Genomic DNA, 22,485 nt, shown 5'->3' on the forward strand with positions numbered 1-22,485 from the left:
GTTCCCGACGAGCCGTCCATCCCCGCTCGAAGGGAACCTCATCATGCCCCGCCCCCTGCGGGTAGCCATCGTCGGAGCCGGTCCCGCCGGCATCTACGCCGCCGACGCCCTGCTGAAGTCCGAGGTGGCCGCCGAACCCGGTGTGTCCATCGACCTCTTCGAGCGGATGCCCGCCCCGTTCGGCCTCATCCGGTACGGCGTCGCCCCCGACCACCCGCGCATCAAGGGCATCGTCACGGCCCTGCACCAGGTGCTCGACAAGCCGCAGATCCGCCTGTTCGGCAACGTCGCCTACCCGTCCGACATCAGCCTGGACGACCTGCGCGCCTTCTACGACGCCGTGATCTTCTCCACCGGCGCGATGGCCGACCGGCCCCTCGACATACCGGGCATCGACCTCGACGGCTCCTACGGGGCGGCGGACTTCGTCTCCTGGTACGACGGGCACCCGGACGTGCCGCGGACCTGGCCGCTCGAAGCCGAGAAGGTCGCCGTCCTCGGCGTCGGCAACGTCGCTCTGGACGTGGCCCGCGTCCTGGCCAAGACGGCGGACGAGCTGCTGCCCACCGAGATCCCGCCGAACGTGTACGACGGGCTGAAGGCCAACCGGGCCCGGGAGATCCACGTCTTCGGCCGCCGTGGGCCGGCACAGGCCAAGTTCAGCCCGATGGAGCTGCGGGAGCTGGACCACTCCCCCTCCATAGAGGTCATCGTCGACCCCGAGGACATCGACTACGACGAGGGCTCGATCGCGACCCGGCGCGGCAACAAGCAGGCGGACATGGTCGCCAAGACGCTGGAGAACTGGGCCATCCGCGACGTCGGCGACCGGCCGCACAAGCTGTTCCTGCACTTCTTCGAGTCCCCGGCCGAGATCCTCGGCGAGGACGGCCGGGTGGCCGGGCTGCGCACCGAGCGCACGGCCCTGGACGGCAGCGGCAACGTCAAGGGGACCGGAACCTTCCGGGACTGGGACGTCACCGCGGTCTACCGCGCCGTCGGATACCTCTCCGAGCCCCTGCCGAAGCTGCCGTGGGACGTCGAGACGGGCACGGTGCCGGACGAGGGCGGGCGGGTCATCGAGGACGGCGGCACGCATCTGCAGTCGACGTACGTGACCGGCTGGATCCGTCGCGGACCCGTGGGCCTCATCGGCCACACCAAGGGCGACGCCAACGAGACGGTGGCCAACCTGCTGGACGACCACGCGAACGGGCGTCTCCACACGCCGGCTTCGCCCGCGCCCGAGGCCGTGGACGCGTTCCTCGCCGAGCGGAACGTCCGCTTCACCACCTGGGAGGGCTGGTACCGCCTGGACGCCGCGGAGAAGGCGCTCGGTGAACCCCAGGGCCGGGAACGCGTGAAGATCGTCGAGCGCGAGGACATGCTCCGCGGGAGCGGCGCTTAGGGCCTGTTGACGAAAGTGGCGTCGTCGCCCGAAGGGCGGCCGCGCGGCGTCCGGTGCGTGCCCTGGGGGCACCCCCTGCTCGAAGAGCTTGGGGGAGCGTGCCGGGCGTCGCGCGGCAGGCGCCACTTTCGCAACAGGACCTGGACGCACCGGCGGCGCGGGCGGCCGGCATCCGGCCGGAGCAGTCCCGCGCGACAGCCGGGCGCGGTCGTACGAGGGTGGAGGGCATGATCGAGGCCCATTCCCTCACCAAGCGCTTCGGCGAGCGCACCGCCGTCGACGACCTGAGCTTCACCGTGCGGCCCGGCATCGTGACCGGGTTCCTGGGGCCGAACGGCGCCGGCAAGTCCACGACCATGCGGATGCTGCTCGGCCTGGACGCGCCCACCTCCGGCCGGGCGGTGGTCAACGGCAGGAACTACGCCGAACATCGGGCCCCCCTGCACGAGGTGGGGGCCATGCTGGAGGCGCGCTCGGTGCACACCGGGCGCAGCGCCCACCACCACTTGCTGGCGCTCGCCGCGACCCACGGGATCTCCCGGCGCCGGGTCGAGGAGGTCATCGACCTGGTGGGGCTGCGAGCGGTGGCACGGAAACGGGTCGGCAGCTTCTCCCTGGGCATGGGGCAGCGGCTGGGCATCGCCGGGGCGCTGCTCGGCGACCCGGCGACGGTGATCCTCGACGAGCCGGTCAACGGCCTGGATCCGGAGGGGATCCGGTGGATCCGCGATCTGCTCAAGGGGCTGGCCGCCGAGGGGCGTACGGTCCTCGTCTCCTCACATCTGATGTCGGAGATGGCGCTCACGGCCGAGCATCTGATCGTGATCGGGCGGGGACGGCTGATCGCGGACACGTCGGTCGCGGAGTTCGTCGCGCGGGCCGCCGGTGAGGTGGTGCGGGTCCGCACCGAGGAGGCGGAGCGGCTGCACGGTCTGCTGGCCGGCCCGGACGTGTCCGTCACGGCCGAGGAACCGGGCGTGCTGACGGTGACCGGGCTCGGCAGTGAGCGGATCGGGCGGATCGCGGCCGAGCACGGCATCGCACTGGCCGAACTCACGCCGCAACAGGCCTCATTGGAGGAGGCGTTCATGCAACTGACCCGGGACGCCGTGGAGTACCAGACACCGGCGGCGCACCTGGTCGGCGCGGAAGGACGTGCGGCATGACGACGGCATCGGTGATTCCCGCCGCGGAGCGGGGCGAGGTGACCCAGCTGCGGGTGATCCGCTCGGAGTGGATCAAACTGCGGTCGCTGCGCTCCACCCTGTTCACGCTCCTGGCGGCCGTCGTCGCGATGGTCGGACTGGGCTGTGTGTTCAGCTACTTCACCGCCCACCGCTGGGACGACCTGCCGCCGCAGGAGCGACTCGCCTTCGATCCGACGCTGGTCAGTCTGCGCGGCTTCTTCCTGGCCCAGCTGGCCGTGGGCGTGCTGGGCGTTCTGGTGATGAGCGGCGAGTACGCGACGGGCATGATCCGCTCCTCGCTGGCCGCGGTGCCGCGCCGCCTTCCGGTGCTGTGGGCGAAGGCCCTGGTGTACGCGATGGTGGCGTGGGCGTTGATGACGGGCGCCGCGCTGGCCGCGTTCCTGCTGGGTCAGGCCGCGCTGTCCGGACGACACCTGGGAACCTCGCTGAGCTCTCCCGGAGTGCTGCGCGCGGTCCTCGGCGCCGGTCTGTATCTGATGGTCGTGGGTCTGATCGGGGTGGCGCTCGGCGCGCTGATCCGCAACACGGCGGGCGGGATCGCCACCCTCTTCGCCGTCCTGCTGGTGCTTCCCGTGCTCGCCCAGGCGCTGCCGTCGTCCTGGCTCGACACGATCAACCCGTATCTGCCGAGCACGGCGGGCCAGGGTCTCCTCCACGTCCAGCAGCAGCCGCACACCCTGTCGCCGTGGGCCGGGTTCGCGGTGTTCTGCCTGTACGCGCTGGCGACGCTGGCCGGTGCGGCGGTGACGCTCCGCCGCCGCGACGCCTGATGCGAGGTACCCCGGTCGCCCTCACCGACTCGTTCACGTCCGCGCAACGATCACCTGCGAGAATCGGACACAGCACCGGCGTACGGCAGACATGCCACGGACCCTGGAGGAAGCCCTGTGCCGCCGACCTCGCAACCGTTGCGGAAGCTGGGTTTCCTGACCATCGGCCTGTTCGACGAGGCGGATCCGGGCCGCGGGCACGAGTCGACGCTGGAGATCATCGAGCTCGGTGAGCGGCTGGGGTTCGACAGCGCGTGGGTGCGGCACCGGCATCTGCAGTACGGCATATCCTCGCCCGTCGCCGTTCTCGCGGCGGCCTCCCAGCGCACGAGCCGGATCGAGCTGGGGACCGCGGTCATCCCGCTCGGCTGGGAGAACCCGCTGCGACTCGCCGAGGACCTGGCGACCGTCGACATCCTCTCCGGGGGCCGGCTGAACCCCGGTGTGAGCGTAGGCCCGCCGATGCACTACGAGCAGGTGAAGCAGGCGCTCTACCCGGACACCGCCGACGTCGAGGACTTCAGCTACGAACGGGTGCGGCGACTGCTGGACCTTGTGCGCGGCAAGCCCGCCAGCGACTTCAGCGGCGTGACGGGCTTCGAGGTGTTCTCCGACCGTGTGCAGCCCCACTCCCCCGGCCTGGGCAGACGCATGTGGTACGGCGGCGGGAGCCTGCGCTCGGCCCAGTGGGCCGGCGAGCACGGGATGAACCTGCTCACCTCCAGCGTCGTCAAGGCGGAGGAGTCCGAGGACTTCGCCGAGGTCCAGCTCTCCCACATCCGCACCTTCCGCGCCCACCACCCGGACGGTGAGCGTGCCCGGGTCTCCCAGGGGCTGGTGGTCATCCCCACCGACAGCGCCACGGCGGAGCAGCGTGCCAAGTACGAGGCGTACGCGGCGAAGCGGTTGCCGCGTACGGCGACGCCGCAGGGTCCGGCGCGGATGATGTTCGCGCCGGACCTCGTGGGACCGTCCGAGCAGATAGCGGAGCAGTTGCACGCTCACGCCGCGTTCCGTGAGGTGGACGAAGTGGCGTTCGCGCTGCCGTTCACCTTCCAGCACGACGACTACGTGCAGATCCTCACCGACATGGCCACGCGCCTGGGGCCCGCGCTGGGCTGGCGGCCGGCCGGCTGACCACCCCGGTGGCGGCGGGGCCCTCAGGCGGACATGAGCCCCCGCCCGAGCCAGTCCGAGGAGTCCTTCACACCGGGCAGGGCGAAGAAGTAGCCGCCGCCGGTCGGCGAGATGTAGTCCACGAGGGGCTCGTCGATCAGCCGGGTCTGGGTGGCCTCGAACTGGCGCTGGACGTCCTGCTGGTAGCAGCAGAAGACGAGCCCCATGTCGAGGTTGCCGACGCTGTCGACACCCCGGTCGTAGTTGTAGCCACGGCGCAGGATGCGGGAGTTGTCGGTCTTCGCGGTGCGGGGGTTGGCGAGCCGTATGTGGGCGTCGAGCGGGATCGCCGTGCCCTGCGGGTCCTTGGCGTAGTTGGGGACGTCGGTCTCCTGGGCGCCGTCCAGCGGGGCGCCGGTGTCCTTGCGGCGGCCGAACATCTTCTCCTGCTCGGTCAGCGAGACCCGGTCCCAGAACTCCACCAGCATCCGGATGATGCGGATGACCTGGTAGCTGCCGCCGGTCGCCCAGGCGGGCTCGCCCTGTCCCTCGTCGACCCAGACGAGACGGTTCATCTCCCGGGAGGAGGTGACGTCGGGGTTGGCTATGCCGTCCTTGAAGCCGAGCAGGTTGCGCTGGGCGCCGCTCGGGCGGGGCGTGTTCTGGAAGCCGTCGATGCGCCACTTGATCTGCATGGCGCCGCGGGTGTGCCGGGCGATGTCGCGCAGCGCGTGCAGCACGGTGTCCTGCCGGTCGGCGCAGATCTGCAGCGACAGGTCGCCGTGGCACTCGGCCGGACGCAGGTTGTCGTTGGGGAACGTGCGCATGGGGGTGAGGCGGCGCGGTCTGGCCTTGGCGAGGCCGTAGCGGTCGTCGAACAGGGAGGCGCCGACGCCCACGGTGACGGTCAGCGCGTCGGCGGGGACCTCGGGGCCGAGGATTCCGTTGTCGGAGGGCGGCGCGCCCACGCCGAGGTCCTCCGGGGCGCCGCCGGAGGTGAGGAAGCGGGCCCGCTCGGTGATCGTCCGCAGCAGGTCGGTGAGGCCCTTGCGGTCCTCGGCTATGACGTTGAAGGAGACGAAGGTGGCGGCGGCCGGGGCGGGGGTGATGACACCCGCCTGGTGAGCGCCGTGGAAGGGGACCTTCGTGGCGTTCGCGTCGTCCGCCGCGTGCGCCTCGGCGGTGCCGGCCTGGCCGAGGGCGAGGCCGCCGCCGGCCAGGACCGCGCCCGCGGCCCCTGCGCCCAGGGCCGTCTTGACGAAGGAGCGGCGACCGTGACCGGCGGGGCAGCCGCCCTGGGGGGCGGGCGTTTCGGCGGACGGCATCGAGCGGTTCCCTTCGGCGTGTGCGTTCTCGGCTTCGGTACGGGCGTCGGCGGCGCGCTTTCGCCCCATCAGGCGGACTTCCGGATCTCGAGCAGGTCCGGAATGGGAGCGAGGTCCTCGAGGAGCTGCCCGGTGGCCCCGTTCAGCCGGTCACGGGCCGTCTCGTCGAGCCGGTCGGCGGGGGTCCAGGAGTCGCCGTGGTGGGCGGCGTCGAGCAGTTTCTGCACCCGGGCGGTGTCCGCGTCCACGGTGGGCAGCAGCTTCGGGGCGCGGGTGGTCAGCAGAGGCTTGAGGACGGTGAGGAGCTCGCGCGTCCCGGCCAGGTTGGCGTCCGCGGTGGCCAGTTCCGTGCCGCTGCCCTGGTCGGCGTCGCCGGTCAGCTCGAACTGGAGGGTGTTCTCCAGGATCTCGTGGGCACGCAGGGGCAGGTCGCCCGGGTCGAAAGTCTGGGTGGGGAACGCCTTCCGCAGTCCCGCGGCGTCATCGGCGAGTTGCCGGGCGGGAGCCTTGAGCCGGTCCGGGGACTGGCCGTGCCACAGCCCGTACTCCAGGCGATGGAAGCCGGTGAAGTCCTTGTCGTTCACCCCGGCGGGCAGGCCGTCGGGGCGGCCGTTGATCCTCTGGTCGAAGTCCTCGAAGGTGCCGTAGGCGGCGCCCAGCGAGGAGTAGGTGCGGTGGGCGGTCAGCCAGTCGGCGCGGGCCGCGTCGAGGTGGCCCGCGGAGATGTCGTCGCTGAGCTTGCGGGTCTGGGTGACGAGGGTGGCCAGGCCCTGTTCGACGTACGTCCTGTATGCGGCCAGCGGCGCGGCGAGGTCCTTCTCGGAGACGGGGACGACGGCCTTGGCGCCGGCGCCGCCGCTCACGCGAACCGCCTTGGAGGTGACGGCCTTGCCTCCTGTGGGCACGCAGCGCCAGGCGTAGCTGCCGCCCGCGACGGTGGCGACGAGGTCGCGCGTGGTGCCGGGAGCGAGGCCCTCGATCTCGCCGTACACCGCGTTGGTGGCCGGGTCGACCAGGTACACCTCGGAGGTCTTGTCGCCGGTGTTGTGCATCTGGAAGGTCTGCCGGCCCGGCTCGGGTGCGGTGAAGCCCTTGCCGCACTCGGTCTCGGAGACGGCGACGGTCTGGGCGCCGGCGGGCTTGGAGCCGCTGAGGGCGACGATCAGCCCGGCCACGACGGAGGGGACGGCGACGACGGCGACGGGGACGGCCCAGACGGGGCGGCGGCGGGCCGGGGAGGCGGACGCGGGCCGCGGTGCCTTCGCGGCGGGCCTCTGCCCGCCCTCCTCCGCCTTCACGTCCTCCTTCGCCTTCACCGCGGGCTTCGCGCGGTCGGCCGGCGCGGGCTTCACCCGGGTGCCCGTGGCCCCGGCCCCGCGTACGCCGCGTACGAACAGCGTCATCACCACGGCGAGGTATCCGGCGTAGGCGACGACCTGCAGCCACGTCATCGTCGGGGTCAGATTGAACACGCCCTGGATCAGGGTGCTGTACCAGGAGCCGGCGTCGACGCGGCCGCCGAGGTCCACGGCATAGGCGGTGCCGCCGGGCAGGACCCCGCCCTCCTGCAGATCGCGCAGGCCGTAGCCCAGCACCCCCGCGGCGATCACGATGAGGACGGCCCCGGTCGCGGTGAAGAACCTGGTCAGGTTGATCTTCAGGACGCGGCGATACAGGCCCCAGCACAGGCCCGCCGCGAGGACGAGGCCGATGCCGGCGCCCGCCATCGGACCCGCGGACTCCCCGGCCGCACGCGCCGTGGTCCACAGGAACAAAGCGGTCTCCAGGCCCTCGCGGCCCACCGCGAGGAACGAGGTGAGGATCAACATGCCCGCGCCCATCGCAAGCGCGCCGGTGACCTTCTCCTTGATCTCACCGGAGAGACTGCGGGCCGAGCGGCGCATCCAGAAGACCATCGCGGTGACGAAGGCGACGGCGATCACGCTGAGGGTGCCGCCGAACGCCTCCTGGGCGGTCGCGGACAGCGACGCGGCGGTGAACGTCAGCACGGCGCCGAAGCTCATGGCGAGCGCGATCGCGGCGAGGACACCGGTCCACACCTGGGGCAGCCGGGACTTGGCACCCGCTCTCACGAGGGTCGCGACGAGGATGGAGACGATGAGTCCGCCTTCGAGCCCCTCCCTCAGTCCGATGAGAAAGCTCGGAAACGCGTCATCCCACATGCGGCCCTCCCCGGCGTACCCCCCGCCGTCGGTCGTGCAGGTTAGCGAAGGCATGCCTTACTTGTGCCGAACCATCATGACGACCGCCGTGTCGCCCATTGCCCATGGGAGGGCAATGGGACGGCAAAAGGACCGGCGTGGCGAGGACTGACGGATCACACGCAGGCAGCGTGTGTGATCTTTCGCACGAGCCGGGGACGGGGGATGCTTGCCTCTCGAGGTCCTGACCCCACCACGGACGGAGCCCGTATGACGACGGACAGTGGCACCGAGGTCGAGGTGAGGCCCGTCGCGGGCCACATCGGCGCCGAGATCACCGGGGTCGACCTGGCCGGCGACCTGCCGGACGCGGCGGTCTCCGCGATCAGGTCGGCGGTGCTGCGCTGGAAGGTGGTGTTCTTCCGGGACCAGAAACTGGACCACGCGGCGCACGTCGCGCTCGCGCGGCGGTTCGGCGAGCCCGTCGTCCTGGGCAGGCGCGGCAACGCCTCACCGCCGGACTTCCCGGAGGTGGAGACCACGGCCGACCGGCTGGAACTGGGCGGGCGCTACGGCATGGACCACGACGAGTGGCTGCGGCGCAGGCGCCACTCGCTCTTGCGCGGCTGGCACTGCGACCACGGTGCCCGCGTCGACCCGCCCGCCGCGACCATCCTGCGTGCCGAGAGCGTGCCCCCGTACGGCGGGGACACCCAGTGGTCCAACCTCGCCGCCGCCTACGCGGGTCTGTCGGAGCCGGTCCGGCGATTCGTCGACGGCCTGCGCGCCGAGCACCGGCTCGGCGTCGGGTACCAGCCGCGGCCCGGCGACGACGCCTACCTGCGTCATCTGCTGGACCACCAGGTGGCCACGGAGCATCCCCTGGTGCGGGTGCACCCGGAGACGGGCGAACGGCTGCTGTTCGTCAACGGCTACTACGTCGAGCAGATCCTCGGCCTGTCACGCGCGGAGAGCGCGCACATCCTGCAGATGCTCCTGGAGCAGGCCACACGCCCCGAGTACACGGTCCGTTTCCGCTGGGAGGCCGGCAGCGTGGCCTTCTGGGACAACCGGGCCACCGTCCATCTGGCCCCGAGCGACCTCGTCACCCCCGAGCATCCCCGGATCATGCACCGGGTGATGCTCGCCGGGGACGTCCCGGTCGGCCCGGACGGCCGGTCCTCGGTCCCGATCACGGGTACGCAACCCGGCCGCTGGTGACGTTACGGCACCTGGCGGGGGCCGCTCGCGGTGCGGCGCGGCGGCGCCTGGCGGGGGCCGCCCGCAGCGGGTCGCGGCGGCGCCCGGCCAGGACACGCGCACAGCCGACCGGCACCCGGCGCTGACCCGCCCCGGACACGGCGCATCTCCACCCGGCGCTGACCCACCCCGGACACGGCACATCTCCACCCGGCGCTGACCCACCCCGGACACGGCACATCTCCACCCGGCGCTGACCCACCCCGGACACGGCGCATCTCCACCCGGCGCTGACCCACCCCGGACACGGCGCATCTCCACCCGGCGGCGGCGCACCCCGCGTTCGGCGCGGCTCCAGACACCGCGAGCCGCCGCGGACGGCGCGGCTCCAGACACCGCGAGCCGCCGCGGACGGCGCGACTCCACCCAGCGGCGACGCTCCCCGCGTACGGCGCCGGCCGATCCCCGTAGACCTTCGCTCTCCGCCGCTATCCGCGGTCCGCCCTCGCGTAGTCCTGTGCCATGGGACCCGCGAAGTCGAGGACCACGACGGGCTCATCGCCCTCGACCCATGCGTCGTGCCCGGCCGAGCACACGAAGACGTCGCCGGGTCCGAGCTCCTCCTCGGCCCCGTCGTCCATGCGGATGTGCATCCGTCCCCGGACGACATAGCCGTTGTGGTGGAACTGGCAGCTCTGTGTGCCTGCGATCGGGGCCACGGACTCCGACCAGCGCCAGCCGGGCTCGAAGGTCCCGACCGCGAAGTCGAGTCCGGTCAGATGGACGGCCTCCAGGTGGCCCCGCGGGAAATCACGCCGCTCGTCAGGCTTGTCGGCCGGCTTCACCTCGAGCATGACCGCTCCCTCCGCAGTGAACGGTTCCCACCCCTTCATCGTCCGCCCGTCCACCCGGCACCGCCAGAGCAGGGCCGGCGGGTTCGTCGCCGTTTCCGGCACGTCCGGCGTGAACCTGGGCTACATTCGAGCACCGCCGGTGCCGCAGCCATCGGCGACGAAGCAGGAAAGCCTCGGGGGGCGGCGCATGCGCGACTTCGGGAACGCCCGTCCGGCCGCCCCGGACCCGGTGCCGGGGCCCGCGATGACGGGCGGACTCGCCGACGGCGTCTTCGACACGGCGAGCCGGAACCCGGGGCTTCCCCTGGTGGCACGCCGCAGCGACGACGGAACCTGGATCCCCGTGTCGGCGGCCGGGCTACGGGACGAAGTGGTCGATCTGGCGAGGGGACTCGTCGCCTCCGGCATCCGCCCCGGCAATCGCGTGGCCATCATGGCGCGCACCCGCTACGAGTGGACTCTGCTGAGCTGCGCGCTGTGGGCGATCGGCGCGGAGGTGGTGCCGATCCATCCGACGTCCTCCCACGAGCAGGTCGAGTGGATCCTGAGGGACGCCGGCTGCGTCGCCGTGGTCGTCGAGGACGAGCACGGCGTGATGACAGTGGGGTCGGTGTGCGGCTCACTGCCCCGGCTGCGCCACGTCTGGCAACTGGACGTGGGCGCGCTGGACGACCTCGTGCAGCGTGGCCGCCCGGTCCCGGCCACGACCGTCGACTCGCTGCGCCGCATCGTGCTGCCGGACTCGACCGCGATCGTCGCCTACACCTCCGGCACCAGCGGACACCCCCGCGGGTGCGCGCTCAGCCACCGCAACCTGGCGAGCCCGTGCGACACGCTGCTGGCCGGCTGGGGGCACACCGCGGCACCGCCCGGCGAGCAGCCCTCCATCCTCGTCTTCCTGCCCTTCTCGCATGTGTACGGGCTGATGCTCCAGCAGCTGTGTCTGCGCGGCGGCATCCTCATGGGCCACGAACCCGAGCCGGCCGCGGAGGCCCTGGCCTCGTCGCTGCTGACATTCCGGCCCACGTACCTGTACGCGGTGCCGTTCGTCTTCGAGAAGCTGTACAAGAAGTTCCTCCAGACCGCCCAGCAGGCGGGCCGGGGCGCCCTGTTCGAGCGGGCCGTGCGCACCGCGCAGGACTACGCGCTCGCGGCCGAGCGGCAGCGGCTGGGCACCGGGCCCGGCCCCGGCTTCGACCTGAGACTGCAGCACGCCCTCTACGACAAGGCCGTGTACCGCAAGCTGCGCGCCGCGCTGGGCGGGCGGGTGTGCGGGGCGGTGTCGGGGGGATCCCCGCTGAACCGGGACCTCGCGCTCTTCTACGCGGGCATCGGCATCCTCGTCCACGACGGGTACGGGCTCACCGAGACGGGCGGAGGCATCACCGCGCAGCCGATCGGGCGGGAGAAGTCCGGCACGGTGGGGCGCCCGCTGGCGGGTGTCGACGTACGGGTGGCCGAGGACGGGGAGATCCTGGTGCGCGGCCCGTCGGTGTTCCAGGGGTATGTGGGCGACGACCACGGCACCCGCGCGGCACTGCGCGACGGCTGGCTGGCCACGGGCGACATCGGGCACCTGGACTCCGAGGGATACCTGTCCATCACGGGCCGCAAGAAAGAGATCATCGTCACGAGCGGAGGCAAGAGCGTGGCCCCGGCGGCGCTGGAGGAGCGGCTGCGGGTGCATCCGCTCATCCACCAGGCGGTCGTCGTGGGCGACAACCGGCCCTGCGTGGGCGCCCTGATCACCCTGGACCCGGAGTTCGTGGCGCACTGGCGCGGCGCCCTGTTCACGCGCGGGGACACCCCGGGGCGGGACGCCCGGGAGGAGAACGCGCTGCGGCAGGAGATCGCACGGGCCGTGGCCGCCGCCAACAGCACGGTGTCGCGGTCCGAGTCGATCCGGGTCTTCCGGGTACTGCCGGAGCCGTTCGACGTCGCGAGCGGGCTGCTGACGCCGTCGATGAAGCTGCGCCGGGGCGTCATCGCCCGCCGGTACGCGGTGGAGATCGACGCCATGTACCAGTCGGCGTCGCGCGTTCCACGCGAGCGGCGGCTGGAGGAACTGCCCACCTGGGACGACTCCGACGACGTGTTCCGACGCGTGCGGTGACGGCTTCCCGGGCCGCCGGTCCGCCGGGATGCGCGCGCACGACGGGGCGGCGCATGCTGACTGTGGTACGGACCCGACGGCCGGGGACGAGGGCGGAGCGATGCGAGGGAGCATCGACGACACGGGCAGCCCACTCGGGACGCCGGCCACGGCGCTGACCCGCGCGGTGGCGGACGTGCTGCGTGCCGGGGGCGGTGTGGCGTGCGGTGTGTACCTGCGCTCCGGCACGCCGGGTGTGCTGCGCCTGGCCGTGCTCTGCGGGCTGCCCTCGAAACTCCTCCGGCCGTGGTCGCGGCTGCACCAGGACCGGCCGTTCCCCGTCGCGGACGCCTACCGGCTGGGCGTGCCGGTGGTGCTCACCGACGCCACGGAGACGATGCGGCGCTATCCGCAGCTGTCCGCCGGGCTGCCGTTCCGCTTCGGCTCGGTGTACTTGCCCGTGCGGGCCGGTGCCACTACCTACGGTGTGCTGACGGTGCTGCGTCCCGCGGCGCCGTCCACGAGCGAGACGCTGCCCGACCGGGGTCGGCTGACGGCCATAGCGGACCGCCTGGGTCACACCCTGGCCGCCCTGGAGGAACGCGGGGATCCGGTGGTGTGGGACGGGCCGTCGCTGTGCGTACGACCCCCCGTGGCCGGCCGGCCGCAGGGCCGCATCGGGCACTTCGTGTGGGACCCGGCCGACGGCACGGTCACCACGGACGACACCTTCCGGGGGCTGGCCGCGCCCTCCGCGGACGACGTCGTCCGGTCGCCGGAGGCGCTCGCCCGAGCCGTCTCCCCCGACGACGCGCACCTGGTGCTGTCCGCGCTGCGCGAGACGGCCGCCGGCGGCTCGCCGGTGCGGCCGTTGCGGGTGCGGGCCGAGGACGGTGGAGAGCGGCTGCTGGAGTTCTGGACGGAGGGGCCGGAGCACGGGAAGCACCGGGTGGGCGGTCTCGTCATCGATCCGGGATCCGGCCCGGCGGCGGAGGGCGCCACGGACCTGCTCCCTGACGGGGTCTTCGCGTTCGACCGGCTGGGCCTGATCACCTACATCAACCCGCGCGCCGCCGGCCTGCTGGGGCGCCCGTCGGCGGAACTGGTCGGCCGGCCGCTGCTGGAGGCCGTTCCCTGGCTGGACAAGCCCGCATACGAGGACCATCTGCGGGCGGCGCTGCTGTCGTCGGAGCCGGTGCACTTCCAGGTCGAACGCCCCACGACCGGGCCGCGCGGAGAGCGGGACGGCGACTGGCTCACGCTGTCCGTCTATCCCGGCCCCGACGTCGTGACCTGCCGCGTGGTGCCGCTCGGGCACACGGCGGAGGCGGCATCGGTGGAGGAGACGGCGGCGACGACCGCCGCGGGGACGCTCGGCGCGCAGGGTGCTCTGGCCCCGGTGTACCGCCCCATCGTGCTCGCGATCGCACTGTCCGAGGCGCTGACCGCACGTCAGGTGTCCGAGGTGGTGATGCGGGAGCTGCTGCCCGCGTTCGGAGGGCGCCATCTCGCCATCTACCTGCTGCACGAGCGGCGTCTGTACCTGGCCTGGGAGACCGGCTTCCCGCCGAGGTTCCTCGACCAGTTCGAGGGGGTCGGGCTCGATGGAAGGCTGCCGGGCGTGGAGACGCTCACCACCGGCCGCCCCCTGTTCTTCGAGTCCATGCAGCAGCTTGAGGCGACCTATCCGGGCATTCCGCTGGACGCCCAGGTGGGTTCGCGGGCCTACCTGCCACTGATCGCCTCCGGCCGGCCGGTCGGCTCGTGCATCCTCGGTTTCGAGCGGCCGCGGACCTTCAGCTCCGAGGAGCGCACGGTGCTCACCGCGCTCGCCGGGCTGATCGCGCAGGCCCTGGAGCGGGCCCGCCGCTACGACTCCGAGGCGGCCCTGGCCCGCGGTCTGCAGGAGGCCCTGCTGCCACAGCGGCTCTCCACACACCCCCAGGTGGAGACCGCGGGCCGCTATCTGCCGGGCACGCAGGGCATGGACGTGGGTGGCGACTGGTACGACGTGGTGGAGGCCGGCGACGGCCTCGCCCTGGTCATCGGCGATGTGCAGGGGCACGGGGTGCAGGCGGCGGCCACCATGGGTCAACTGCGCAGCGCGGTGCGGGCGTTCGCGCTGGGCGACCATTCTCCGGACCAGGTGATGAGCTGGACGAACCGGTTGCTCATCGGCCTCGACCCGGGGCAGTTCGCGAGCTGCTGCTACATCCGTCTCGACCCGGTCACGGGGGTGGCGCGGGCCGCGCGGGCCGGGCACCCGCAGCCGCTGCTGGGCCATCCGGACGGGCGTACGGACGTACTCGACCTGCCCGGCGGGGTGGTGCTCGGAGTGGACCCGGAGGCCCGGTATCCGGTGATGTGGCTGCGGCTGGAACCGGGGGCAGTGCTGGCGCTGTACACGGACGGGCTGGTCGAGCGGCCGGGGGCGGACATCGACGAGGGGGTCGGCGAACTGCGTGCGGCGCTGTCGCAGGAGTGGGAGGCGTCCCACCGGCGGGCGGGGCTCACCCTGGCGGAACTCGGGGACCGGCTCACGGACCGGGCGCGGCGCGCGGCGGACCGGCCGGATGACATCGCGCTGCTGCTGGCGGCGCGGCGGGGCGGCGGTGATGGTGCGTCGCAGGTTCTGGCGCGCGGGTAGTGGGGGCTCATCCCGTCCAAGATCCGGGCCGCCTGTTGACTCCGGTGCCGTGCTGGTGCGGTGATGCTCCTTGGTACGTCGGCCGACCGTGAGGCGAGGACAGTTCATCGATGGCTCTGCAGATCAGCGCGACCAATCCGGAGCACCCCGCGCTCCTGCTCGAACTGCCCTGGCAGCTGCCCCTGGAGGAGTGGCCGGAGCACTACCTCGTGCCGCTGCCGCGCGGTATCTCCCGGCACGTGGTGCGCTACGCACGCGCCGGTACGGAGGTGGTGGCCGTCAAGGAGCTCGCCGAGCGGCCCGCGGTGCGCGAGTTCGAGCTGCTGCGGGACCTCGACCGGCTCGGTATCCCGGCGGTGGACCCGCTCGCCGTGGTCACCGGCCGTACCGGCAAGGACGGCGGGCCCCTGGAGCCGGTGCTGATCACCCGGCATCTGCGCGGCTCGATGCCGTACCGCTCGATGTTCGAGACGACCATGCGGCCGGCGACCATGCACCGGCTGATGGACGCGCTGGCCGTGCTGCTGGTCCGTCTGCATCTGGCGGGGTTCGCGTGGGGGGACTGCTCGCTGTCCAACACCCTGTTCCGGCGCGACGCGGGCGCCTTCGCCGCGTACTTGGTGGACGCCGAGACCGGCGAGCTGCACCCCCGGCTGAGCCCGGGACAGCGGGAGTACGACCTCGATCTGGCTCGCGTCAACATCAGCGGTGAGCTGCTGGACCTCGAGGCTTCCGGGGCACTGCACCCGTCCGTCGATCCGATCGAGTTCGGCATGGAGATCTGCCAGCGGTACTCCGGGCTGTGGGACGAACTGACCCGCACCTCCGTGTACCCGGCGGGCAAGCACCACTACATCGACCGCCGTGTCCGCCGCCTGAACGACCTCGGGTTCGACGTGGCGGAGATGCAGATCTCGCACTCCTCCAACGGCGACACCGTGACCTTCGTGCCGAAGGTCGTCGACGCCGGGCACCATCAGCGGCAGCTGCTCCGGCTGACCGGCCTCGACACCGAGGAGAACCAGGCGCGGCGCCTGCTGAACGACCTGGAGAGCTGGATGGCCACCCAGGACGACTACGCGCCCGGCGACCCCCTCGCCGCCCGGCCCGAGGTGCTCGCCCACCGCTGGGTGCGGGACGTGTTCCGGCCCACCGTGCGCGCGGTGCCGCCGGAGCTGCGGGGGTCGATGGATGCGGCGGAGCTGTACCACGAGCTGCTGGAACACCGGTGGTATCTGTCGGAGCGGGCCCAGCACGACATCGGTCTGGACATCGCCGTGAAGGACTACGTGGACAACATCCTGCCCAGGGTCCGCGAGACGCTGGCCGACCCGCAGGAAGAACAGGAAGAAGAGGACGGTCCGGTTCGACCCTCCTGAGCGACCCGCCGACCGGCGTTGCGATGATGATCGCAAGGCCCGGCCGGGGTCGTCGCCGGCCGGACGTCGACAGGCAGGAGAACCACACATGACCGCCACCCGTGGAACGTCTCTGGACATCCCCACCGAGGACGGCACGGCGGACGCGTACCTCGCCCACCCGGACGACCACAGCCCCCACCCCGCGGTCCTGCTCTACATGGACGCCTTCGGACTGCGCCCGTCCCTGAAGAAGATGGCCGACCGCCTCGCCGGGCACGGCTACACGGTGCTGGTGCCCAACGTCTTCTACCGGCACGGCCGGGCGCCCGTGATCGAGCTGCCCGACTTCATCGACCCGTCGGCGCGCCCGGACATCTTCCAGCAGGTCATGCCGATGATGCGGGCGCTGACGCCCGAGCGTGTGGAGCGGGATGCCGATGCCTATCTGCGCCGGCTCGCCGACATCCCGCAGGCCGCCGACGGCCCGGTCGGCGTCACCGGCTACTGCATGGGCGCCCGGCTGGCCCTGCGCACCGCCGGCACGCATCCGGAGCGGGTCGCCGCCGTGGCCGGCTTCCACGGCGGGCAGCTGGCGACCGACAAGCCGGACAGCCCCCATCTGCTGGCCGACCGCATCACCGCGGAGGCGTACTTCGGACACGCCGACCAGGACCACTCCCTGCCTCCCGAGCAGATCGAGCGGCTGGAGAAGGCGCTCACCGAAGCGGGGGTGCGTCACCGCTGCGAGGTCTACCCGGGTGCCCCGCACGGCTACACCCAGGAGGACACGTCCAGCTACCACGCCGAGGCGGCGGAGCGGCACTGGCGGGAGCTGCTGGCCCTCTTCGACCGCGCGCTGTGAGGCGGAGCCCGGGTCAGGCGGGCGGTACGACCGCCACCGGGCAGGGCGCGTGGTGCAGCAGCGCGTGCGCCACCGATCCGATGCGGGGCCCCACGGACCGGGTGGCACGGCGTCCCGCCACCACGAGCTGGGCGTCGCCGGCCGCGGAGAGCAGCACCTGGGCGGCGCTGCCCATCTCCACGTGCTCGGTCACCGGCACGTCGGGGTACCGGTCCCGCCACGGGCGCAGCGCCTCGTCCAGTGCCTTCCTCTCGAACTGTTCCAGCCCACCGGCCTCGTCGAGCAGCTTGAGCGAGCCGGGGCTGTAGGCGAACACGGGCGGCAGGCTCCAGGCCCGTACGACGCGGACGGCGGCGCCCCGGGCGGCGGCCGTCTCGAACGCGAAGGCGAGCGCGGGCGCGCTGTCGTCCGGCCCGCCGTGCTGTCCCACGACGATGTCGCGGCCCGCCGCCTCGGCGGCGGGCCGGTCTCCCGCGCGGACCAGCACCACGGGCCGAGTGGACTCGGCGATCACCTGCTGGCCGACGGACCCGATCAGGAACCCGACGACCGCGCCGTGCCCGCGTGAGCCCAGCACCAGCAGTTCTGCCGTGGCCGTCTCGGCGACCAGCGACTCGACGGGCGCTCCCCGGTGCGCCTCGGCGGTCACGGTCAGGTCCCGGTGCCGCTCGGTGAGCGTGTCCCGGGCCGTTTCCACGACCTCACGGGCCCATCGGGCCTGGGCGTCCTCGTCGGCCGCCGTGGGGACGTCCAGGTCCTGCCACTGCCAGGCGTGCACGATCCTCAACGGCAGGCCTCGGCGCACGGCCTCCCGGGCCGCCCAGGCCGCCGCGGCGACGCTCTCCGGCGATCCGTCCACTCCCACGGTGATCGGGCGGGTCATGCTGCTGCCTTCCTGTCGCTGCTCCGGTGGAGGTGATCATGCCACCGGTCAGGTGCTCACCGGGTTCAGGGGCGAAACCGGACGATCGAACATACGATGGCCGGGACGTGGACGAGCTCGGGGCGGGAGACCTTATGGCACAGGCTGCGGGGGCAGCTGCACGGACCGTCATCCTGACCGTGGACGACGACCCGGGAGTGTCGCGTGCCGTGGCGCGCGATCTGCGCCGTCGCTACGGCGAGTCGTACCGCATCGTGCGCGCCGAGTCCGGTGAGAGCGGGCTCGAGGCGCTGCGGGAGCTGAAGCTGCGCGGCGACCTGGTGGCGGTGATCCTCGCCGACTACCGGATGCCGCAGATGAACGGCATCGAGTTCCTGGAACAGGCCCTGGACGTCTACCCGGGCGCGCGGCGGGTGCTGCTGACGGCGTACGCGGACACCAACGCGGCCATCGACGCGATCAACGTGATCGACCTCGACCACTATCTCCTCAAGCCGTGGGACCCGCCCGAGGAGAAGCTCTACCCGGTGCTGGACGATCTGCTGGAGGCGTGGCGGACCTCGGACTACCGGCCGGTTCCCACCACGAAGGTGGTCGGCCACCGCTGGTCGGCGCGTTCGTCGGACGTACGGGAGTTCCTGGCCCGCAACCAGGTGCCCTACCGCTGGTACTCGGTCGAGACCCCGGAGGGTCAGCGGCTGCTGGCGGCGGCCGGGCAGGATGGGGAGCGGCTGCCGCTCGTCGTCACCCCGGACGGCACGCCGCTGGTCGAGCCGGAGGACCCGGAACTGGCCGCGCACGTGGGCCTGGCGACGACGCCGACCTCGGAGTTCTACGACCTGGTCGTGATCGGCGGCGGGCCCGCCGGGCTGGGGGCGGCGGTGTACGGGGCGTCGGAGGGGCTGCGGACGCTGCTCGTGGAGCGGTCCGCGACCGGCGGTCAGGCCGGGCAGAGTTCCCGGATCGAGAACTACCTCGGCTTCCCCGACGGTGTGTCGGGCGCGCAGCTGACGGACCGGGCGCGCCGGCAGGCGAAGAAGTTCGGCGCGGAGGTCCTCACCGCGCGGGAGGTGTCCGCTCTCGAGGTGAACGGTGCCGCCCGGATCGTGCGTTTCTCGGACGGGACCGCGATCGGCGCGCACAGCGTGATCCTGGCGACCGGTGTGTCGTACCGGCAGCTCCAGGCGCCGGGGCTCGCCGAGCTGACGGGGTGCGGGGTGTTCTACGGTTCGGCGCTGACGGAGGCGCCGGCCTGTTCCGGGTACGACGTGTACATCGTGGGCGGCGCCAACTCGGCGGGCCAGGCGGCGATGTACCTGTCCCGGGGCTGCAAGTCGGTCAACCTCCTGGTACGCGGCGAGTCGCTGTCGGCGTCGATGTCGCACTATCTGATCCAGCAGATCAACGACGCCCCGAACATTCACGTCCGCACCCGCACCGTGGTGGACGCGGCGCACGGCTCGGACCATCTGGAGAAGCTGACGCTGCGGGACGTGGCGACCGGGCAGACCGAACTCGTGGACGCGCAGTGGCTGTTCGTGTTCATCGGGGCTGCCCCGCTGACCGACTGGCTGGAGGGGACGGTGCTCCGGGACGAGAAGGGCTTCATCCCGACCGGCCCCGACATGACGAGCGACGGGCGGCCGCCCAAGGGCTGGGAGCTGGACCGGCCGCCGTACCACCTGGAGACCAACGTGCCGGGCGTGTTCGTGGCGGGCGACGCGCGCGCCGAGTCCGCCAAGCGGGTGGCCTCCGCGGTGGGCGAGGGAGCCATGGCCGTGATGCTCGTCCACCGGTATCTGGAGCAGTCATGAACCCACGACGCGGGGAGCGCTGATGAGCGGCCGGCCGATGGCGTGCGACCGGGCGGAGCTGAAGACGCTCTTCCTGTTCGAGAAGCTGGACGACGAGCAGCTGGCGCGGCTGTGCCGGGAAGGACGGGTGGAGGAGTTCGACCCCGGCCCGGTCTACACCGAGGGCGAGCCCGCCACCTGTTTCTTCGTCCTCCTCAAAGGGACGGTCGTGCTGTCGCGGCGGGTCGGCGCCGACGACGTGGAGGTCAACCGGACGTCGCAGCGCGGTGTGTACGCGGGCGCCTTCCAGGCGTATCTGGGCGACCGGGCCGCGGCGTCGTACAGCGGCTCGATGCGGGTCACCGAGACGTCGCGGTTCTTCGTCCTGCCCTCGGAGACGTTCGCCTCGATCATGCGGGACTGGTTCCCGATGGCGGTGCACCTGCTGGAGGGATTGTTCTTCGGCTCGAAGAACACCCAGCAGGTCATCAACCAGCGGGAGCGTCTGCTGGCGCTCGGATCGCTGTCCGCCGGTCTCACCCATGAGCTGAACAACCCGGCCGCGGCGGCCGTGCGCGCCACCTCGGCGCTGCGCGAGCGGGTCGCCGGGATGCGGCACAAGCTGGGCGTGATCGCCGCCGGACGCTACGAGCCGGACACCCTGCTGACACTGGTCGAGATCCAGGAGCGGACGGCCGAACAGGTCGCCAAGGCCACGCCGGTCAGCCCGCTGGAGGCGTCCGACCGCGAGGACGCGATCACCGACTGGCTCGACGACCGCGGTATCGACGGCGGCTGGCAGCTCGCGCCGACGTTCGTTCAGGCGGGACTCGACACCGACTGGCTGGACCAGGTCGCGGCGGCCGTCGACGAGCGGACGCTGGAAGGTGCGGTCCGCTGGCTCAACTACACGGTCGAGACCGAGTTGCTGATGAACGAGATCGAGGACTCCACCACCCGGGTGTCCACGCTCGTCAACGCGGCCCGGCAGTACTCGCAGCTCGACCGGGCGCCGTACCGGACGGCCGATGTGCACGAACTCCTCGACAGCACCCTGATGATGCTGTCCGGGAAGATCGGCAAGCGGATCACCGTCGTCAAGGACTACGACCGGTCCGTGCCGAACATCCCCGCCTATCCTGGCGAGTTGAACCAGGTGTGGACCAACCTCATCGACAACGCGGTGTCGGCCATGAACGACGTGGGCGGGGAGGGCACGTTGACCGTGCGGACGGCCCTCGACCACGACCAGCTGCTCGTGGAGTTCCGCGACACGGGACCGGGCGTGCCGGAGGAGATCCGCGACCGCATCTTCGACCCGTTCTTCACCACGAAGCCGGTCGGCCAGGGAACCGGGCTCGGCCTGGACATCTCCTGGCGCATCGTCGTCAACAAGCACCACGGCAGCCTGAGCGTGCGCTCCGAACCGGGCGACACGCGGTTCCAGGTACGGCTGCCGCTCACAGCCGTGGAATCCGAGACAGGACCGGAGGCGTCGTCATGAGCACAGTGCAGGGGATCGATCCGAGCGTCCCGCCGAGCGGCACCGGGTGCGTGGAGTGCGACGCGGCGGGCGGATGGTGGTTCCATCTGCGACGGTGCGCGCAGTGCGGGCACATCGGGTGTTGCGACGACTCGCCCTCGAAGCACGCGACCGCGCACTTCCATGCCACCGGGCATTCCGTGATCCGCAGCTTCGAGCCGGGCGAGGACTGGTTCTGGAACTACGAGACGTCCGAGCTGTACGAGGCCGGGCCCGAGTTGGCTCCTCCGGCCTGTCACCCCGAGGACCAACCCGCGCCGGGCCCTCGGGGGCGGGTCCCGGCCAACTGGATGGAGACGCTCGGCTAGGGTCTTTCATCTGCATCAGGCCGGATCAGGGAGCGGGGCCATGGGGCTCCTCCCCGCGCGAGCTCGTTCGAGCGTGGGGGGGAGCGTGCATCTGCAAGGCGCAGGAGCCCGGCATGATCCAAACGAGAGGCCCCTGGGACTTGTCTCGAAGTCAGGGTCATTTGATCTTGTGGCAAGATCGCGGGATGCTACGTCTCACCGACTTCATCATCGACTGCCCGGACACGATGAAGCTGGCAGCCTTCTACTCCGAGGTGATGGGGCTCCCGGTCAAGGAGGGCAGTAACGAGAACTGGGCCGGTATCCAGTGCGGCGAGATCGAACTCGCCTTCGTCCAGGTGGAGGACTACCGCGCCCCGCAGTGGCCCGACAGCGAGCACCCCAAGCAGTTCCACCTCGACTTCGAGGTCGACGACATCGAGGCCGAACAGCGCCGCGTCCTGGCCCTGGGCGCGACCCTGCAGCGGGACTGCACCGGCCCCGAAGGCTACGGCTTCCGCGTCTACACCGACCCCATCGGCCACCCCTTCTGCCTCTGCCGCAACAAGGGTGTCATCTGGACCGATCAGGGCCTCATCTGGCCCAAGCGCGACTAGTGCCCGGCAGGCAGCGTTTGCCCGTCAAGGAGCGGCGTCCGGTGCGTGCTCTGGGGGTCCCCCTGCTCGGAAGAGCTTGGGGCAGTGCCGGCCGGAAGCCCTCGTACTGGACGTACTCGGGCTTTCGGCCGGCGCGGCGAGAGTGGGGGCACCCCCTGCTCGAAGAGCTTGGAGGAGTGCCGGGCGTCGCGACGGGGCGAACGCTGCTTGCCGGGGCACTAGTGCCCCCATGGATCCCTCGGGCGTCGACCCCTTGCTCCGCGGGTGTGCCGACGGGCAACGGGCGGGCACTCATCGGGCGGCCTCCTGCGCGGTCTCGGCGGGTGATCGGACCACTGCCGGTCAGGACTGCTGACC

At 71.9% G+C, this 22,485-nt stretch carries 17 protein-coding genes; 13 read left to right on the top strand and 4 right to left on the bottom strand.

What is annotated here, in order from left to right; translation table 11 throughout:
- Window positions 1-43: 43 nt before the first annotated feature.
- From C3488_RS24940 to C3488_RS24955, 4 genes are all read left to right on the top strand, one after another.
- Window positions 44-1,408 (top strand): FAD-dependent oxidoreductase, encoded by a 1,365-nt coding sequence (locus C3488_RS24940; RefSeq protein ID WP_103842989.1) that lies wholly within the window; start codon window positions 44-46, stop codon window positions 1,406-1,408.
- Between the two features lie 227 nt (window positions 1,409-1,635).
- Window positions 1,636-2,574, top strand: coding sequence for an ABC transporter ATP-binding protein (locus tag C3488_RS24945; RefSeq protein ID WP_103842991.1), 939 nt, complete (start codon window positions 1,636-1,638; stop codon window positions 2,572-2,574).
- Complete coding sequence (locus C3488_RS24950; RefSeq protein ID WP_103842993.1) at window positions 2,571-3,386, top strand: ABC transporter permease; 816 nt, start codon at window positions 2,571-2,573, stop codon at window positions 3,384-3,386. The genes C3488_RS24945 and C3488_RS24950 overlap by 4 nt, the downstream gene beginning before the upstream one ends.
- A 117-nt stretch (window positions 3,387-3,503) precedes the next feature.
- Entirely contained in the window at window positions 3,504-4,523 is a 1,020-nt protein-coding gene (locus C3488_RS24955; protein ID WP_103842995.1) for an LLM class flavin-dependent oxidoreductase, read from the top strand.
- Window positions 4,524-4,546: 23 nt separating this feature from the next.
- Here the strand turns inward: C3488_RS24955 and efeB are convergent, their stop codons facing one another.
- Entirely contained in the window at window positions 4,547-5,827 is a 1,281-nt protein-coding gene (gene efeB / locus C3488_RS24960) for an iron uptake transporter deferrochelatase/peroxidase subunit (RefSeq protein WP_103843018.1), read from the bottom strand.
- A gap of 68 nt (window positions 5,828-5,895) precedes the next feature.
- The gene (efeU, locus tag C3488_RS24965; protein ID WP_103842997.1) at window positions 5,896-8,010 is read right to left on the bottom strand and encodes an iron uptake transporter permease EfeU; all 2,115 of its coding nucleotides are present in this window, start codon (window positions 8,008-8,010) and stop codon (window positions 5,896-5,898) included.
- 249 nt (window positions 8,011-8,259) lie between these two features.
- Here efeU and C3488_RS24970 point away from each other — a divergent pair, with 249 nt between their 5' ends.
- Window positions 8,260-9,210 carry a TauD/TfdA family dioxygenase gene (locus C3488_RS24970; RefSeq protein ID WP_103842999.1) on the top strand — a complete coding sequence of 317 codons (951 nt, stop codon included), beginning with the start codon at window positions 8,260-8,262 and terminating at the stop codon, window positions 9,208-9,210.
- A 467-nt stretch (window positions 9,211-9,677) separates the two neighbouring features.
- Here the strand turns inward: C3488_RS24970 and C3488_RS24975 are convergent, their stop codons facing one another.
- Entirely contained in the window at window positions 9,678-10,043 is a 366-nt protein-coding gene (locus C3488_RS24975) for a cupin domain-containing protein (RefSeq protein ID WP_103843020.1), read from the bottom strand.
- A gap of 187 nt (window positions 10,044-10,230) precedes the next feature.
- On the opposite strand from C3488_RS24975, the gene C3488_RS24980 reads away from it, so the two are divergent.
- The 4 genes from C3488_RS24980 to C3488_RS24995 all read left to right on the top strand — a co-directional run bounded on the left by C3488_RS24980 (window position 10,231) and on the right by C3488_RS24995 (window position 17,005).
- Window positions 10,231-12,156 (top strand): AMP-dependent synthetase/ligase, encoded by a 1,926-nt coding sequence (locus C3488_RS24980; protein WP_374955456.1) that lies wholly within the window; start codon window positions 10,231-10,233, stop codon window positions 12,154-12,156.
- 100 nt (window positions 12,157-12,256) lie between these two features.
- A complete protein-coding gene (locus C3488_RS24985) occupies window positions 12,257-14,782 on the top strand; it encodes a SpoIIE family protein phosphatase (protein WP_103843001.1) in 2,526 nt (841 codons plus the stop codon).
- A 110-nt stretch (window positions 14,783-14,892) separates the two neighbouring features.
- Complete coding sequence (locus C3488_RS24990) at window positions 14,893-16,161, top strand: DUF4032 domain-containing protein (protein WP_103843002.1); 1,269 nt, start codon at window positions 14,893-14,895, stop codon at window positions 16,159-16,161.
- Window positions 16,162-16,249: 88 nt separating this feature from the next.
- Window positions 16,250-17,005: a dienelactone hydrolase family protein gene (locus C3488_RS24995; RefSeq protein ID WP_103843003.1), complete on the top strand. Its 756-nt coding sequence runs from the start codon at window positions 16,250-16,252 to the stop codon at window positions 17,003-17,005.
- Window positions 17,006-17,018: 13 nt separating this feature from the next.
- Here C3488_RS24995 and C3488_RS25000 read toward each other — a convergent pair whose 3' ends face one another.
- Entirely contained in the window at window positions 17,019-17,888 is an 870-nt protein-coding gene (locus C3488_RS25000; protein WP_103843005.1) for a universal stress protein, read from the bottom strand.
- Between the two features lie 134 nt (window positions 17,889-18,022).
- Here C3488_RS25000 and C3488_RS25005 point away from each other — a divergent pair, with 134 nt between their 5' ends.
- The 4 genes from C3488_RS25005 (at window position 18,023) to C3488_RS25020 (ending at window position 22,128) form a co-directional block, all read left to right on the top strand.
- Window positions 18,023-19,702, top strand: a complete 1,680-nt coding sequence (locus tag C3488_RS25005) for an FAD-dependent oxidoreductase (RefSeq protein WP_103843006.1) — start codon at window positions 18,023-18,025, stop codon at window positions 19,700-19,702.
- Window positions 19,703-19,724: 22 nt separating this feature from the next.
- Window positions 19,725-21,185: an ATP-binding protein gene (locus tag C3488_RS25010; RefSeq protein WP_103843008.1), complete on the top strand. Its 1,461-nt coding sequence runs from the start codon at window positions 19,725-19,727 to the stop codon at window positions 21,183-21,185.
- Window positions 21,182-21,532 (top strand): UBP-type zinc finger domain-containing protein, encoded by a 351-nt coding sequence (locus tag C3488_RS25015; RefSeq protein WP_103843010.1) that lies wholly within the window; start codon window positions 21,182-21,184, stop codon window positions 21,530-21,532. Before C3488_RS25010 ends, C3488_RS25015 begins: the two co-directional genes overlap by 4 nt.
- A 185-nt stretch (window positions 21,533-21,717) precedes the next feature.
- Window positions 21,718-22,128, top strand: coding sequence for a VOC family protein (locus tag C3488_RS25020; protein ID WP_103843012.1), 411 nt, complete (start codon window positions 21,718-21,720; stop codon window positions 22,126-22,128).
- Window positions 22,129-22,485: the final 357 nt, after the last annotated feature.

The organism is Streptomyces sp. Ru72 (genome assembly GCF_002920635.1).
Lineage (GTDB): Bacteria > Actinomycetota > Actinomycetes > Streptomycetales > Streptomycetaceae > Streptomyces.